At 31.7% G+C, this 16,846-nt stretch carries 11 protein-coding genes and 1 pseudogene; 2 read left to right on the top strand and 10 right to left on the bottom strand.

Features of this window, described 5'->3' with window-relative positions; translation table 11 throughout:
* Nucleotides 1-4: 4 nt before the first annotated feature.
* The 6 genes from KV700_RS16180 to KV700_RS16155 all read right to left on the bottom strand — a co-directional run bounded on the left by KV700_RS16180 (nucleotide 5) and on the right by KV700_RS16155 (nucleotide 8,599).
* Complete coding sequence (locus KV700_RS16180; RefSeq protein WP_218598524.1) at nucleotides 5-1,123, bottom strand: family 10 glycosylhydrolase; 1,119 nt, start codon at nucleotides 1,121-1,123, stop codon at nucleotides 5-7.
* Between the two features lie 25 nt (nucleotides 1,124-1,148).
* Nucleotides 1,149-2,285 (bottom strand): glycoside hydrolase family 18 protein, encoded by a 1,137-nt coding sequence (locus tag KV700_RS16175; protein WP_218598523.1) that lies wholly within the window; start codon nucleotides 2,283-2,285, stop codon nucleotides 1,149-1,151.
* A gap of 5 nt (nucleotides 2,286-2,290) precedes the next feature.
* Nucleotides 2,291-3,364, bottom strand: a complete 1,074-nt coding sequence (locus tag KV700_RS16170; protein ID WP_218598522.1) for a carbohydrate-binding family 9-like protein — start codon at nucleotides 3,362-3,364, stop codon at nucleotides 2,291-2,293.
* A gap of 75 nt (nucleotides 3,365-3,439) precedes the next feature.
* Nucleotides 3,440-4,405 carry a glycoside hydrolase family 130 protein gene (locus KV700_RS16165; RefSeq protein WP_218599877.1) on the bottom strand — a complete coding sequence of 322 codons (966 nt, stop codon included), beginning with the start codon at nucleotides 4,403-4,405 and terminating at the stop codon, nucleotides 3,440-3,442.
* Nucleotides 4,406-4,440: 35 nt separating this feature from the next.
* Nucleotides 4,441-6,318, bottom strand: coding sequence for a sodium:solute symporter family protein (locus KV700_RS16160; protein ID WP_165734220.1), 1,878 nt, complete (start codon nucleotides 6,316-6,318; stop codon nucleotides 4,441-4,443).
* Between the two features lie 25 nt (nucleotides 6,319-6,343).
* Entirely contained in the window at nucleotides 6,344-8,599 is a 2,256-nt protein-coding gene (locus KV700_RS16155; protein WP_218598521.1) for a GH92 family glycosyl hydrolase, read from the bottom strand.
* Nucleotides 8,600-9,111: 512 nt separating this feature from the next.
* Here KV700_RS16155 and KV700_RS16150 point away from each other — a divergent pair.
* Together KV700_RS16150 and KV700_RS16145 are read left to right on the top strand one after the other, a co-directional pair.
* Nucleotides 9,112-9,909 carry a sensor histidine kinase gene (locus KV700_RS16150; RefSeq protein WP_368384763.1) on the top strand — a complete coding sequence of 266 codons (798 nt, stop codon included), beginning with the start codon at nucleotides 9,112-9,114 and terminating at the stop codon, nucleotides 9,907-9,909.
* A gap of 45 nt (nucleotides 9,910-9,954) precedes the next feature.
* Nucleotides 9,955-10,665 (top strand): LytTR family DNA-binding domain-containing protein, encoded by a 711-nt coding sequence (locus KV700_RS16145; RefSeq protein ID WP_218598519.1) that lies wholly within the window; start codon nucleotides 9,955-9,957, stop codon nucleotides 10,663-10,665.
* Between the two features lie 132 nt (nucleotides 10,666-10,797).
* Here the strand turns inward: KV700_RS16145 and KV700_RS16140 are convergent, their stop codons facing one another.
* The 4 genes and pseudogenes from KV700_RS16140 to tnpA form a co-directional block, all read right to left on the bottom strand.
* On the bottom strand, nucleotides 10,798-11,058 hold the full coding sequence (locus KV700_RS16140) for a SusD/RagB family nutrient-binding outer membrane lipoprotein (protein WP_254712937.1): 261 nt from the start codon (nucleotides 11,056-11,058) through the stop codon (nucleotides 10,798-10,800).
* A 154-nt stretch (nucleotides 11,059-11,212) separates the two neighbouring features.
* On the bottom strand, nucleotides 11,213-12,823 hold the full coding sequence (locus KV700_RS16135; RefSeq protein WP_218598518.1) for a SusD/RagB family nutrient-binding outer membrane lipoprotein: 1,611 nt from the start codon (nucleotides 12,821-12,823) through the stop codon (nucleotides 11,213-11,215).
* 11 nt (nucleotides 12,824-12,834) lie between these two features.
* Complete coding sequence (locus tag KV700_RS16130; RefSeq protein ID WP_218598517.1) at nucleotides 12,835-15,816, bottom strand: SusC/RagA family TonB-linked outer membrane protein; 2,982 nt, start codon at nucleotides 15,814-15,816, stop codon at nucleotides 12,835-12,837.
* Between the two features lie 535 nt (nucleotides 15,817-16,351).
* A pseudogene (tnpA, locus tag KV700_RS16125) lies at nucleotides 16,352-16,774 on the bottom strand (IS200/IS605 family transposase); the annotation flags it as partial.
* Nucleotides 16,775-16,846 lie beyond the last annotated feature (72 nt).

The raw sequence follows: 16,846 nt of genomic DNA, 5'->3' as shown, positions 1-16,846 counted from the left end.
ATTTCTACTTAAAACTATCTTTGGTTTCTTTAATAACTTTTAAGTACTCATCGGTTAACTGTGGACCATCAAAAAAGGTAACCCCTTTTGCTCCATTTTCTTTTGCTAAAATAATTGCTTGTTTTAGTTCTGCTGATGATGTGAATGGTGGAATATAAATACCCGTATTAACTGCAATATTTTCTGATTCTACATCAGCAACACTCTGTTTGGTAGCATAACCAATCCAATCTATTTCTTCATTATAAAAACCATGATAAATCATTGGGTATACCTCATCAATATTCCATTTATCCCAACGCTGACGTACCATGTGGTCTGCCATTTCTGGATACGGAAATACAGCTGCTGTTAATTTTTTATTGTGTTTGTGTACAAGTTTATATGCATCATCTACAATCGCTTTTATAGCGTTTAATCTGAAGTTTTTCCACTCCATATCAATGGCTGTATTTTTACTTTCTCTTGGGTTTTTATGGTGAATTTTCTCAAAAGCATTGATGCATTCATCACAATAACAGAAATCGTATTCGGCCATTTCTGTATCTTGTACTAAGTCGTATTTAGGAAGTAATCCAATAGGTAAAAAAATATCTGGAAAACGGATATAATCTAAATGTACACTTTCAATTCCTTCTACTTTTGCCAAACCTTCTACCAAGCCTAAAATATGATTTCTAGATTCAGTTCTTGTAGGACACAGCCATTGATAATACCCAACATACGGTCTTGTATCAAAGCAAGATTTACCATCTCTACTTACCATATACCATTCTGGATGCTTTAATGCAACCGTATCTCCTGGACGATTTACAGCCATAATCCACGCATGTACATTTAAACCTTCTTCCTTTGCTATAGGAACTAAACGTTCTAATTCTTTAGGATCTGTTCCTGTATTAATTAAAATTTCATCAATTCCGCCAGCTTTATATTTTTTAAATTCAGACTTATAAGCCTCATTTGTTTTTTCTTTATTAGAAGTTATCCAAGTACCAAAAGTAAATTCATCAACTTTCTTTGCTGAAATATCAGAAGATTTCACTTCTTTCTCTTGTTGCAATTGATTACAGCCTACTATTAAAAAAATAGACCAAACAAATAATGTAAATTTTGTCTTCATAAAAACCTGTTTTTATACGTTAAAATTATTTTAATCCTTTAAAAAGTGTGTTTAATAACTCTTGATCTTTGTCTAAACTATATTCCCAGAACATCGCTCCACCAAAACCATTTTCCTTTATAAATGCTGTTTTTAATTGAATATCTTTAGACGTTTCCCAAGAAACAAATGTACTATCGCTTTCACTCCATAAATAGGACGCTTTTGCAGATTCATCGTACATTTCTTTATATTTTCCTTTAGCAATTTTTTCTTTAAGTTCTTTGTAAGACACAATATAACCGCCTTCTTGAGAATGCTCATTTAACCCATCATCTGTAGAACTCACCTTTTTCCATTGTCTTCCGTAAAAAGGAATCCCCATCACTAATTTATCTGCTGGCACACCCGCTTCCAAATGTCTTTCCATAGCATCTACTCCGCTATTTACATTGTATGCATCTCTTTCTGAAGGATATAAATTTGCATGATGCCCCGTTTGATAATACCAACCTTGATAAAAATCGTAACACATTACATTTATAAAATCGAGGTATTTATGTGCTTCTCCCAAATCAGTTTGTTCTATGTAAGTGTCATCAGATCCAGTAGCAATGGTTAACAAATAATGGGTATTATTTTTCTTTCCTTCAACATCTAAAGCTTTTCGAATTTCTGCCAAAAGCAAGGTAAAATTATCTTTATCTGAAGGACGAAAAGGATTGTCTTGTCCACGTTGACCTGGATATTCCCAATCTAAATCTACGCCATCAAAACCATGTTCTATTAATAAGTTTACACAACTTTCGGCAAACTTTATTCGAGAGTTATCAAAAGCTGCCATCGTAGAAAATTGATCTGACCAAACCCAACCGCCAACAGAATACAATACTTTTAAAGTTGGATTTTGTTTTTTTAAGGATATCAACGTCGCAATTTTTGCTTTATCTGTCTCTAACTCAAATTTTGCTTTACCATCTACAATATTTGCAAATGCAAAATTGATGTGTGTTAATTTAGTTGCATCAATTTTAGAGAAATCATAGTCTTCATAACCTGCTGCGTAACCAATTATTTTATAATTTTCAGTTTGCTTTTCTTGCGGTACACTATTTTGTTTTTCTGCAGTTTTATTACATGCAAAAAACAACGGCAAAAGGAATATGTATTTTATAAACTTCATCTTATTTATTTTTTCACAAAAGTACCATCTTCTTTTATCGTCATCAATTTATTGGAAAATGGACTCTTTACAAAAATAGTCCAACCAAAACGATGATTAATAAGCGTTGGTTTTATTGTTTTTCCATCTACAATTATTGCAGAGGAAGCTATTTTATTAAGAGAAGTTGACCAAGTTTTATTTGTTTCATAATACTGTTTTTGAGCGCGGTATAATTTATACAATTCCCATTTAATTTTTTCATCATTAGAAACTTCAAACGTGTCTTTTTCACCAACTTCTTTGGATGAAAAATAAACATAGCCCCACTTTTCTGGTTCGTGCATATTAATGACTCCTTGTGGAGACCAAACCCAATTGTATTCAGAAAGATGCTTACCGTTCGCATCTTTTTTACGTTCATATTTACCATCTGTAATTTGGTAATCCCAATTTACTCTAGAAAAATTCACACGCCAAAACTGATCTTTAGGAACATTATTCTCAAAATAAGATTTCTTATAAACACTCCAAGGAATTGCCATTTCAAGAGTCCACCCTTTGTCTGTATCATTTGGGTTATTTAAAGTACCATCAATGGTAATGGCAGTTTTCATTCCGGTTGCAGTCCAATCATTTAAAACAACATTATTTTGTTCTCTATAGGGTTTTGTAATAAATAAATCCCAAATGGTATTGATTGCATTTACTTCTATTTCATAATAATTATGTGTATCTCCATCTGGATCAACAAAAACTTCAAAATCGTTATTATGAAAAATAATAGCATCATGCTCTGTAATATCTGCCCAAACGTGCGGCTCTTCCATTTTTGCTAAAATGTAAAAATACGTATCGTCCCACAGCATTTTAATCTGGGTTTTATAGGCTGGCTTTTTTATTCCTTGAATATCTATAAAAGGATCCGACCAGTTTACTTTACTCCAAGAAACATCATTTTCATTTCCATCAATAGCAATTGCTTCAGCACTATGATACGCAATATAGTTTTCTGGTATAATGGTCTTTATTTCTTGGGCATAAGATGCCATCGAAATCAAACAAAATAAAGGTGCTAAATATTTTAATTTTAAACTCATTTTTAATATTCTTAAGTTTGGCTAAAGCCAATTATCCACTCATTATTCATAACACAGACTGATGCCTATGCCTATTTATAAACTATGCTCTTTTGTATATTGAATAACTTCACTCAATTTACCAAAAGCCATTGCTACCACTGTATCTGCAGCACCATAATAAATAGCTAATTTATCTTCTTCTACATCGTGTAACGCTGCACAAGGAAATACAACATTAGGCACATCACCAGTAGTTTCATATGATTCTGCTGGTCCTAATAAATAAGGTTGCGTTCTGTATTTAACTTTGTCTGGTTCATTTTCATCTAAAAGTGCAGATCCCATTGCATAACGGAACCCATTGCAAGTATTTATTACTCCGTGATAAATCATTAACCAACCTTCGTCTGTTAAAATAGGAATTGGACCTGCACCAATTTTGGTACATTGCCACGCACTATCTTCAAAAGGTGTTGCTTTCATTACACAACGATGTTCTCCCCAATATTTCATATCTGGGCTGTAGCTAATGTAAATATCACCAAACGGAGTATGTCCATTATCACTTGGTCGACTTAACATTGCATATTTACCATTTATTTTCTGCGGAAATAAAACACCGTTTCTATTAAAAGGTAAAAAAGCATTTTCACATTGAAAAAATTCTTTAAAATCGAAGGTATACCCAATTCCAATTGTTGGTCCGTTATAACCATTACACCAAGTAATCCAGTATCTATCTTCAATAAATACCACACGTGGGTCGTATTTATAATCAGACTCTATCATTTCGGTATTTCCTGCTTCCATTTCAATTGGCTCATGATTGATATCCCAATCAATTCCGTTTTTACTAAAACCAGCAAAAATATTCATTTGTACTGCTTTGTTATCACATCTAAAAACACCTGCAAAACCATCTTTAAAAGGAACAACAGCACTATTAAAAATACTGTTAGAAGATGGAATGTCATACCTGTTTATCACAGGGTTTTCCGAATATCTCCAAACTACATCATTGCAACCTTCTGGTTTATCTTGCCAAGGAATTGATTTCATATTTTCTTTATTATTTAATGTCAATCTTATTATTTTTAATTCGGAATTTTTCTCACTTTATCTAGCCATGTAAACTTCAAAATAATAGAAGTCACCAAAAATACGCCTAAAGAAATAAACGCTTTCGGGTAATCTCTTATTAGAAAATAGATAGGCAATACAATCATACTAGATTGCCAAACAATACCTATTGCACAGTTTAACATATCTGACCAAAATTCAGAATTTTTCTCAATTTTATGATTCTCTTTCTTTAATTCTTTTAATACCGGCTTCCAAAATCCCCAAGGATGTACATTTGTATAGAATGCTTTTAAAACCTTTATATCTGTAGGTTTCGTTAAAAAGGTTCCTAAAAATGAACCAAGTAATGAAAAACCAAATATGACTGGGAATAAGTAAATAGCAGAAACATTAGACAAGTCATATAAAAGTGAGCCTTCTGTAAAATGGGCTTTATTTTGATCTAATAGAAATTGCAAACTGGCAATAATTAAACCAGATAACATTCCCCAAAAGTATCCCCAACCGTTAAATCTCCACCAAATCCATTTTAAAAAATTAGCTGCTACATACCCACCAAATAAAGAGCTTGTAATCCATAATGTTAGTGAGTTAATAGAATCTGCAAAAAAGCCCATAAAAACACCCAATCCTACCACTGCAAAAGAAGCCAAATGACTCGCTTTAATATAGTGATCATCCGTTGCTTCTGGTTTAAAATATTTTTTATAAATATCGTTAACAATATATGCAGGTCCTGCGTTTACAAATGCGGAAAAGGTAGACATAAAGGCAGCTAAAAGTCCTGCTAAAAGCAATCCTTTAATACCTACAGGAACGTGAAAATTAATTACTTGTGGTAGTAAAATTTCTAAATCTCCACCTACAAAATTGGGATTTGCAGCCATTTGAGGAGCTAAAACTACCAACGCAATAACTACAACACCTCCAATTAATAAATAGCGAGGAATAAACAATACCAAATTTGTAAAACCACTCATGTAAGCAGCTTCTTTTACTGTTTTTGTTGATAAAATACGTTGCATATCGAAACTTGGTGTTGGACCAGCAATACTTGCGAAGAATCCTTTAAAAAGACTCATACCAATTAAAGCTCCAAACATTTTATACCCTTCGGAATCTACCAAATCATTAAATTTTTGATACTTAGAATCCCAATGTGTATCTAACTCCCATCCGAAGAAAACGTTTTTCCACTCTTCTGTAATTACACTTGTAATTTCTATATCACTAAAAGCAATAAAAGTATAGCCTGCAACCAAAACACCTGCAATAACCATTATTCCGTATTGTAAAACCTCTGTTGCCACTACAGAAAACATTCCTCCTTTTATTGTATAAATAGTAGTTAGAATAATTATAATGAGTGCATAAGATTGCTCTGAAGTTAAAATTTCTGAAGCACCTATTATAAAAGTCATATCCCAAGGTAAAATAACGGTCATAAACTTACCTACACCTTCAAAAAAGTAGGCAATAAAACCAATGGCAGCAACCACAGCAAACAGTGCTACAATTTTATGAGATGCTCGTCCTGCTTTATCATCGCCAAAACGTGTTAAAATCCATTCAGACCCCGTCATAATATTAGAGCGCCTAATCCAAACGGCTAGGAACATCATAATAAAAATCTGATTCCATATGGGCCAAAGCCACATTAACATAAAACTCTTTGTTCCGTATAGAAAAAGCCAACCTACCATTAAGGCTGTTCCAGAAATATCGAACATCCCAGAGCCATTACTTAACCCTAAATAGTACCATTTTATAGATTTACCTCCTAAAAAATAAGAATCTAATCCTTTAGAAGCTCTTTTTGAAATCCAAATTCCAACAGCCAGTGTTAGAATAATGTAAATTGCTATAATTGAAATATCTATTATATTCATTAGAGGGTAATTATTAGTTGATTAGTTATTGTTGGTTACCTATTACTCCCCAATTTTTATTAGGTTTAGCCCCCATTACAAAATGTAAGCTCCCTCCTTTTAAAATAGCATCGTGTGAAATAGCCGTTTTATTAAAAACTTCGCCATTAAAAGTTGCCGATTGAATATAGAAATTTTTGTCAGATATATTTTCTGCTTCAATAGTAAATGTTTTACCATTAGGAAGATTCATTGTTGCTTTTTCAAAAATTGGAGTTCCAATTTCATATTCTCCAGAAGCCGGATTCATAGGGTATATTCCCATAGAACTCAACACATACCAAGCACTCATTTGCCCACAATCTTCATTACCACTCAATCCGTTTGGTGTTGTATTATATTGCGTATCCATAATAGTACGTGCCCAAAACTGAGTACGCCAAGGTTGTGCTGCATGATTAAACATATACGCAATGTGGTGACTCGGTTCATTACCATGTGCATATTGACCGATAAGCCCCGTAATATCTGCAGAAACATTATCGCCAGTAATTTCTGAGCTTTCTGTAAATAATTGCTCTAAACGATTTGTGAAAACTTTATTACCACCATGAATTTCTATTAAATTATCTACTGCATGAGGTACAAACCAACTGTGTTGCCAAGCATTTCCTTCAGTATAATCTGTCTGCTCTCTGTGGTTAGAATGTTTTGGATCGAAAGGTTCGTTCCACGATTTTCCATCTTGAGATTTCCCACGCATGAAACCACTTTCTTTGTCAAATAAATGTTGATATGCTTTAGATCGATTTAAGAAAAATTGATAATCATCTTCCTTTCCTAACATTTTTGCCATTTCTGCAACACACCAATCATCATAAGCATACTCTAAAGAAATGGTTACAGATTCATCTATTAGATTATAAGGAATATATCCGTATTTTTTATAATGATTTAAGCCACGTTCGTCTTGCAGCATGGTAATTTTCATTGCCTCGTATGCTTTTTCCTCATCAAAACCACGAATACCTTTTCTATACGCATCTACAATTACAGGTATGGAATGATAGCCCGTCATTGTATTTGTTTCGTTTCCGTACAAAGTCCAAACTGGTAATATTTTTTTAGGTTCGTAATATGCCAACATAGAGTTAATCATATCCGATGCTTTATCTGGAGCAATCAAGGTTAATAAAGGGTGTTCTGCCCTAAAAGTATCCCAAAGAGATAAAGTAGAATATGCAGTGTAATTTTCTGCAGTTACAATACTATCATTCTCCAATCTAAACTGTCCGTTTTTATCACTAAACGTAACAGGAGCTAGCTGTGCATGATACAATGCGGTATAAAAAATAGTTTTTAAAGAGTCTGTTTTTGTTTCTACATTAAAACTAGACAATGCCTTCTCCCAAGAGTTCTCTGCAGAAGTTTTTACGCCTTCAAAATTAAAATCAGAAGTATCTAAATTATCTTTTGCATTTTCTATACTCACAGATGAAAGTGCTACTTTTACTTGCAATTCATTTTTATCATCTGTATCAAAAAATAATTGTGTGGATGTTTTTTTGCTTTTTGCTGATTCTTCAGCTGTTAGATTACCATCAGCATACAACTTATGACTGACAATTGGCTTCGAAAATTTAGCGACAAAAAATACTTTTTGATTGTTAGCCCAACCTTTACTAAATCTAGTTCCACTTATAGTGAACTCGTCTTCAATATTTAAAGAAGTTTCTAAAGGTCTGTCCCAATTAATAGCAAAGCCTAAATCTATGACAACAGAATTTTTATCTCCTTTTTTAAATGAATATTTATGATTTGCTATTCTTTTAGAGGTTGTTAACTCTACATTAACATCATGATCTTCTAAAAAAACTTGATAATATCCAGGAGATGCTTTCTCATTTTTATGACTGTAAGAAGATTTATAAGAAATACTATCTCTAGACTGTGGGTTTATAGTTAAATCTACTTCTTTATTTACCGGCATAAAAATAATATCAGCCAAATCTCCAATACCTGTTCCGCTTAAACTTAAGTGGCTAAAACCCACCAGAACATCGTCTGAATAATGATAACCAGAACACCAATCCCACTCACTAATACCGTTTACCGGACTTACCTGCAACATACCAAAAGGCACAGTTGCACCAGGATACGTATGACCATGTCCTCCAGTACCTATAAAAGGATCTACATAGCTTATTGAAGATTTTTCTTGAGTATTATTTATGGTTTCTGAATTTTTAGAGCAGCTTACCATTAAAATAGAACAAAGAATAATTAGGTGTTTTTTTTTCATGTGTATGTATTAAACAAAATTATAAAACTCAATATTTACTTTTATCAAAACTAAAATACTTAAAAGAGTTTTCTTTTTTATGAATAAATAGTATCATTATTTTATAAATATCCTCAACTAATAATTTTAATTCTAAAATCAAAAAGACAAAATCTATTTATTCTATAAAAATTCATAAATTTAACCACAATTAAAATAATTTTAGACGGACAGCACAACAACTCTCCTAAACATCAAAAAAAAGATTTTTATTAATGAATTTTGAATCTAATCACCTTTATAAAATATCTTTTTGGCACCACATTATTTTTTGGTCTATTTATTTTCTTTTCAATACATTTCGTTGGGGCAGTTATTTTAATGACTATTTGTATTCTCTAAAAACAAATTTATTAGGTTTTCCAATTCACATCTCTTTATGTTATTTTAACATCCTTTTTTTGATGCCAAAATTTCTATTCAAAAGAAAATATACGTTATACATTTCCCTATTTTTTATTGCAATATTTTTAATGGTGGTCACAAAATTTAATTTAACTTATTTTTTAATAAGTAATGAAGTTTGGCCAGAAGGCCCTGAGCCTATTAATTCGCTGTCATTAAATTACGTTTTAGACATGATGATAGGAGAAGTATATGTGATAACTTTTATTACAGCCATTAAGGTTACTTTCGATTTTTTAGAAAAGCAAAAACTAGTTGCAGATCTTGAAAAAACACAATTGGAAACTGAATTATTGTTTTTAAAAGCGCAAGTATCTCCTCACTTTTTTTTTAATACACTTAACAATATTCATTCTCTTGCGTTAGAACAGTCAGAAAAAACATCCAAAATAATTTTAAGACTTTCCGAGCTCATGCGCTACTTACTTTATGAAACAAAATCTAATCGACAATCTTTAATCAATGAAATACAATGCATTCAGAATTATTTAGATTTAGAAAAAATTAGGCATGATGAATTGTTACAAATTTCTTTGTCTATTTCTGGAGATATTCAAGACAAAGAAATTTCTCCTATTTTACTACTTACTTTTGTGGAAAACGCTTTTAAACATGGGGTTAATAAAAATATAGGTGTTAAAAAAATTGATATCGATTTTACTATAAAAGGAGACTTCCTCTATTTTACAATTACCAACCCACTACCTGCAGTATCAGAAAATAAAAGTACTTTTGAACATTCCAGTGGTATAGGTTTAGAGAATGTAAAAAAAAGGTTAACTTTAGGCTATAATAAAAACGACTATAAACTAACTATAAATACTAATGATAAGTTTACTGTAGAGCTAAAAATTAAAGTAACTTAATTGTACTTATTTTTTCTATAAAACTTTTCATGAATGTGAAGGTGTATGAAAATAAAATGCTTAATTATTGATGATGAACCTTTAGCGGTTAATGTTGTAAAAAATTACTTAGAACAAATTGAAGATGCAGAATTAGTAAACTCTTTTAACAATGCAATTGATGCTTTAAATTTTATAAAAAACAATAAAGTTGATCTTATATTTCTTGACATTAACATGCCTGTTTTAGACGGACTTAATTTTATTAAAAGTCTAAAAAACCCACCTTTAATTATAATTACTAGTGCATATACGGAGTTTGCTATAGATGCCTACGAATTTGATGTTATTGATTATCTAGTAAAACCTTATGAATTTCATAGATTTATGAAAGCCATAAATAAGGTATATAGTAGATTAGACATTAACAACGCTACAAACCCTGTTAAGAATACACGCCAATATCTTTTTATTAAAATTGATAAGAAAAAAATGAAAAAAATTTTCTTAGATGAAATACTGGTTATAGAAAGTCTTAAGGACTACTTAAAAATCAACACCACTAACGGCAAGTTTTTAATTCACAGCACCTTATCTAGCTTTACAGATTTATTACCTAAAAATAATTTTATTAGAATACATAGATCCTACACTATTGCTATGAATAAAATTGATGCTGTAGAAGGTAATAGTATTGAAATTGATGGAATGAGGTATGTTATAGGAAGATCTTACATAAATGAAGTAAAGGATATAATCTTAAAATCTTCTATTTAATTTTTTATAACAAGAACATACAATACCAAATAAATTTACAAAATAAATAACAATAAAAAAGGGAGAGCTATTAAGCTCTCCTTTTTCTTTACATCTAAAAACCAAGTATTACCTTTTTGGCATCCTTAAATTTTAATTTTGCTGTGCCCACCATAATGGTGTAAATACAGTATCTGGTCCTCCTAACTTACCAACTGCTTGTTGGTATCCTCCAGGAATATTACTAGAAAAATTTGAAGGATACTTTAAACGTTGACCATAAAAATCAATACTATTGGTCATAAAATTTCCATTTGTTAATTGTGGCATGTCCGTTAAAGGCTTTTCCACTGCTGGATTCTCGAAAAATGGTAAACCTAGTCTTCTATGATCACTCCAAGTTTCTAAAGGCAACAATGGTGTTTGCCCAATAATTATGATTATTAGTTTAGAAATGATCTATTAAAACTGAATTTATATTATTAAAAAATAAAATAAAGTTACAACTACTTGCAACTCTATTTTGAACATACTAACAGAAAATAAGATTACTTTAAAACATGAGTTTCTATAAACCATTAACATCCCACCATAATCTAGTACTTATCTTATCTGGTCCATTAATTTTCCCTAAGACATCATCAATTCCTTTAGGGTTTTCTGCATATTCCTCCTCTATAAAACGCATACGCTTTATATGCTCCCCCACTAAAACAACTCCGTCTCCTGAATCACTATCATTTTTATAAACAGGTTCTATAGCCGGAAAACCTGTTCTACGAAAATCAACCCATGCTTCATTAGAATTTGGAAAACCAGCAATCCATTTTTGGGTAATAATACGTTCCAATTTAATTGAGTTAGTAGATGTTTCATCCCACATAATTGTAATATTTGTTTGTGCATCGAAAGCATTTTCTGTTGCTACATCTGCTGCAGGATCCTTATAATCAATAGGCTTACTAACGTCATCTGATAAATAATCATCAACACCTTCTGCCCCCCATTGTTGAAAAGAAGCTTTTACACCTTCTTCGTAATAATCTTTTACAGACATAACACCAACATCCCAACCTCTTAACCTAGCTTCAGCAAGCATAAAATTAATATTTGAATAACTTAAAACTATATAATCTGGATTTGTGGTGAAATAAACTCCAGGCTTAGAAAAAGAAACTCTTTTCTCTTTAGCATTTAATATTGCTCCATTTTTAACACCTTTATATGGGTATTCTGGATGAGACGCAACTAAATCTTCCATATTCCCCCCTGTTACTGGAGCAAAAAACTTACTAATTCGCTGATCCCTAAACCCTACTAAAAAAGACTCCATGGTTGCTGACATTCTTGTATCATTATAGCTATAACCAATAGTATTAAGAGGATGTCTCTCTGACCCCAGCTGAACTTGAAAATTATCTGCATTGCTTTCTAATACACCTAATTGATGCGAAGTTGCTTTCTCAGCTTGTTCTTGAGCTAGCTGGGGATCGACATTACTTAATCTCATAGCTAGCATCAAGCGAAGACTATTCGACAATTTTAGCCATTGAGACACATTACCATTATAGGCAATATCAAAATTTTTAAATCCCTCAAAATCTATATATTCTATTAAAACCTTATTAATTTCATCAAGATCTTCAAAAAACTTTTTATAGAGTACTTCTTCACTATCATATATAGATACTGTGTTGCTTGCACCATAATTAGAATAAATGACAGGTCCATGTAGTGAGGCTACTTTCTGAATACCGTAAATACGAATAAGTTTTGCCCAAGCCTCAAATTGAGGTTGATTTTTTTCACGTGCTCGTTCTATAATTTGCTTGGAGGGTGCCATTATTTCACTATAAGTACTATTCCAGGTTTCATTTTTCCACACCATTTTATAAGTTGTATTATTAGCACCTCCTGCAAATGGAGTTGGAGGCGCTAAATAACCAACCCAAGAATCTGTAGTAAGGTTTTGTGCTATTTGATATTTAAAATCTGTTGTATTAACCAACATTCTAATCATTCCAGGAAAAAAAGCTCCAAGATCATAATAGTCTTGCTCTAAAGTTTCATTCGAAACTCCATAAGGGTCAGTATTAATATTTTCAAAATTACTAGTACAACTTAATGAAGTTAATGCAATGCTGAAAATTATAAATATTTTTATATTAATTAATTTCATGAGAATTTATTTTAAAATTTAAAATTTAAATTAAGTCCGTAAGACGCAGTAGAGGGAAGGTTAAATAAATCAAAGGACTGAAAACTATTACCTGTATTAAATGCTAGATCAGGGTCAAAAGGCGCTTTTTTATAGATAAAAAATAAATTATTAGCTATAAAAGAAATACTTGCTCCACGAAAAAAAGAAGTCTCTTTAAAACCAAAATCATAAGATAACGAGACTTGTTTTAATCTAATATTGGTGGCATCATAAGCATAATTCTCCATAATCCCGTCGCGTCCCCCTACAGCTTTATAATAGATTTCCGGGTTTACAGAAGTCACTGGGTTACCACTTAAATCTACTCCATTAATATTTACTTGTCCATTATCTCGTGCTACAGCTGTTCTTTCAGAAACACCATAAGCATCAAGTAAAGCCTCTGTTGCACTCACTGCCTTTCCTCCAAATTTACCATCGATTAAAAGACTAAAGTTCCAGTTTTTATAGCTGATATTATTATTCCACCCCAAAAGAAAATCTGGTTGTGAATTTCCAATTTTCTCATACTCACTAGTTCGTTGTGGCGCACCATTATCATTTATCAAAATTCTACCATACTCATCCTTTTCAAATTTATATGTATAAATATCCCCAAAAGAACCTCCTTCGACAATGTAAAGTGCATAACCTTCACTTCTTGAGATTTCATATCTACCTTGTAGTTCAGGATGTAATTCTAATATTTTATTTTCGTTAGTAGAAAAATTTACTGTTGTATCCCATCGTAAATCATTAGTCTTAACTGGTGATCCTGTTAGAGAAACCTCAAAACCAGAATTTCTTATATGACCTGCATTAACATAATAAACACTATATCCAGAACCTGAAGGTGCACTTAACTCAAGAAATTGATTCTTATTATCAATTCTATAATAGGTTAAATCTATACCTAGGCGGCTGCTAAGAAAACGCCAGTCAGTACCAATTTCAAAACTATTTTGGTCCTCTGGTTTTAGTTCAGCAAAAGGCTTTTTTGTATTTATTACTATACCATTACCATCTATTTCGTTTAATGGAAGTGTAAAAAAAGCAGGCACTTCGTTAGACACTATAGAATAAGAAGCTCTAATTTTTGAAAAAACAATAGATTCTGGTAAATCAAACATTTCACTTAGTAACGCTGTAGCACCAAATGAAGGATAAAAATATGATTTATTCTCAGTAAAAGCTAATGTAGAGCTCCAATCATTTCTACCCGATAGATCTAAAAATAACATATCCTTATAGCCGAGTTGAACATTAGCAAAGAGACTTTGTTTTTCCATTTGACTATCTACAGATTGCTCTATTAAAGCATTTTGAGAAAAATTCTGAAGGCTAAAAATGTTTGCATACTGTATTCCATAATTATCAGAATCTGCCTGGATACCTTTACCTAATTCACTTTTCTCATAACTACCACCAGAAATAAACCCAATATCAAAATCCCCAAATTCATCATTATAGCTAAATATACCATCAGTGTACATTTTTGTACTTGTAAAGTCATTAAATCGATATCTTCCATTTTCATGAGCTAAACTTCCTGCTGTTCCAGCCTTAATTTTCTGTTCCCATTCGCTTCTAGCATAATCATAATTTGCGCGAACTTGAAATTTCATCTTATCATTTAAATCATACTCAGCAGCAACACTAGCAATTATCCTCTTTTTATGATTTTCACTTTTATTATTATTTATTATCCAATATGGATTTTGCTGTTTATCACTATCCACAAACCAATTCTGAAGCATAAGATTTCTACCTTCATCATAAACCTCATAATCATTTTCAAACTGGCTAAAATCTTTATTTCTTGGAAATAAATATAAACCCGTTAAAGGATTAAAGTAATAACCTGAGGATGGTTTATTACTTATTTTTTCAGTACTTAACATCACTCTAGAGCTAATCTTCAATTTATTATCTAAATATTTATTGGTCTGTTTGAAGGTTACATTATGCCGAATGTATTTATTTCCTGGTGTCACACCTGCAGAAGTTGTGTTAGCATAAGATAAATAGGATAAACTTTTCTCAGAACCACCACTTAAAGTTAGCGAATTAGTTAATTGATAACCATTGTCAAAAAAATCATCTATAAAATCAGGATTATAATTTTCACGTTGTGTAGACCAACTTTCATCACCTTCATTATTTATAGCTCCATACCTATATTGCATATCTGGTAAGTTTATCACATTTTGAAACAATATACCAGAAGATATATTCCCACTTAGTTTACCAACAGTTCCACTTTTAGTTGTAATTAATATTACACCATTAGCCCCTTGACTACCATAAAGAGCAGCTGCATTAGCTCCTTTAAGTACTGAAACATTCTCAATATCATCAGGATTAATCTGAGACAAACCATCTCCTCCATCTCGACTATCAAAAACACTATTTTCCTCACCCCCTGTAGAGTTATTTGCCATAGGAATACCATCTATTACAAATAATGGTGAACTTACACCGAATACACTTTTATTTCCTCTAAGTATAATTTTTGATGACCCACCAGCACCTGCTGCACTTTGCTTTATTTCTAATCCAGAAGTTCTTCCCGCTAGACTATTTACAAAATTAGCCTCCCTAGTTTTCGATATTTCATCACCATCTACATCCTGCTGGGAATAAGATAATGTTTTCTCTTTTCTTTTAATACCAAGAGCTGTTACTACTATTTCGTCTAATTGACTAACATCTGGTACTAATGTAACATTAATAACTTTCTGCCCATTAACTTCAATTTCTTGCAAAGCAAACCCCATATAAGAAAATTGCAGAATAGCACTTGCCCCTACTACATTAATACTATAATTACCATCAAAATCAGTTGTAGTACCAGCAGTAGTGCCTTTAATAACTACACTAACCCCTGGCAGCGATAAATTGCTTCCTGCTTCTACAACATTCCCTTTTACAGTTATTTGTGCCTGTATACCGTATGTGCATAGAATGCCCAACACAAACAGTAATTTAAGTACTTTTTTTGTCATAATTTTTTGATTTAAGTTTAATTTGTGTTTAAATTAACAAAATAAAATACAATCAATTAATTATTTTCGACTAGCAACTAAACATAAGTGGTGTTGGTTAAAATTATTGATTAAGAAAAATATGCAACTTTCATATAGGACATGCAAAAGATTATGTTAAATAATTGTAATTTACTCTAAAACTGAAGTAAAACCAAACGCACCAACTACAGTAACTTTATCTACAAGCCAAGGCCCGCTATAAGGTTTTGATGTTAAAAAATAATTATCTCCTAAAACATACGTGAAGCGATTTCCTTTTGATATGAGATTTTCCGAGAAAGTTAACCTTATCTTTTTTGAGTTATCTGCTAAGTCTTCTATTTTTGAGATTGATAATATTTTACGGTTATTTAAAGCAAACAAATGATTTTTAACAGCATACAAAGCACTTTCAAAAACTAAGCACCCCTTGCACTACAAGTGTAGGGGTTTAAAAACAGGAATGAAAGTCCCCCCTTAATCACTCAAGGATAAAATTAGAATTATCATCACTGCCTTTCCTCCTGTGATGTTCCAAATACTCATTAACCATTTTATCTGTTATAACTCCACTACTCCAAACACCATAACCACTTGACCAAAAATGATTGCCCCAATATCGTTTTTTCAAAGAAAGAAACTCCTGCTGAAGCTTTCGTGATGAACCTCCTTTCAAACTTTTAACAATATAACTTACATTAAGTTTTGGAGCATACTCTATATGCATATAAACATGATCGGGACTAATAACTCCTTTTAATATTTCAATCCCTTGTACCTCGCAAATTCGAATTAGAGGTTCTCGACATCTTACTTGAATATCACCTTTCAAAACTTTGTATCTATATTTTTTAGACCAAACAATATAACAAGTTATACGACCTACAGTATGCGAACCTTTTCTTACCTATACACTCATACATGCGAATGTATAGATTTTTTCACATTACCAAAGTTCTGCAATTAAATTGCAAGG

This window comes from Polaribacter sp. NJDZ03, from assembly GCF_019263805.1.
Taxonomy (GTDB): domain Bacteria; phylum Bacteroidota; class Bacteroidia; order Flavobacteriales; family Flavobacteriaceae; genus Polaribacter.
This window is presented reverse-complemented; position numbering and strand designations above follow the sequence as displayed.

Bases quoted from the DNA above. Each gene is read 5' to 3' on its own strand.
- KV700_RS16150 (WP_368384763.1), top strand. From the start codon at position 9,112: ATGGTGGTCACAAAATTTAATTTAACTTATTTTTTAATAAGTAATGAA.
- KV700_RS16160 (WP_165734220.1), bottom strand. From the start codon at position 6,318: ATGAATATAATAGATATTTCAATTATAGCAATTTACATTATTCTAACA.
- KV700_RS16175 (WP_218598523.1), bottom strand. From the start codon at position 2,285: ATGAAGTTTATAAAATACATATTCCTTTTGCCGTTGTTTTTTGCATGT.
- KV700_RS16155 (WP_218598521.1), bottom strand. From the start codon at position 8,599: ATGAAAAAAAAACACCTAATTATTCTTTGTTCTATTTTAATGGTAAGC.
- KV700_RS16170 (WP_218598522.1), bottom strand. From the start codon at position 3,364: ATGAGTTTAAAATTAAAATATTTAGCACCTTTATTTTGTTTGATTTCG.
- KV700_RS16180 (WP_218598524.1), bottom strand. From the start codon at position 1,123: ATGAAGACAAAATTTACATTATTTGTTTGGTCTATTTTTTTAATAGTA.
- KV700_RS16145 (WP_218598519.1), top strand. From the start codon at position 9,955: ATGAAAATAAAATGCTTAATTATTGATGATGAACCTTTAGCGGTTAAT.
- KV700_RS16165 (WP_218599877.1), bottom strand. From the start codon at position 4,405: ATGAAATCAATTCCTTGGCAAGATAAACCAGAAGGTTGCAATGATGTA.
- KV700_RS16135 (WP_218598518.1), bottom strand. From the start codon at position 12,823: ATGAAATTAATTAATATAAAAATATTTATAATTTTCAGCATTGCATTA.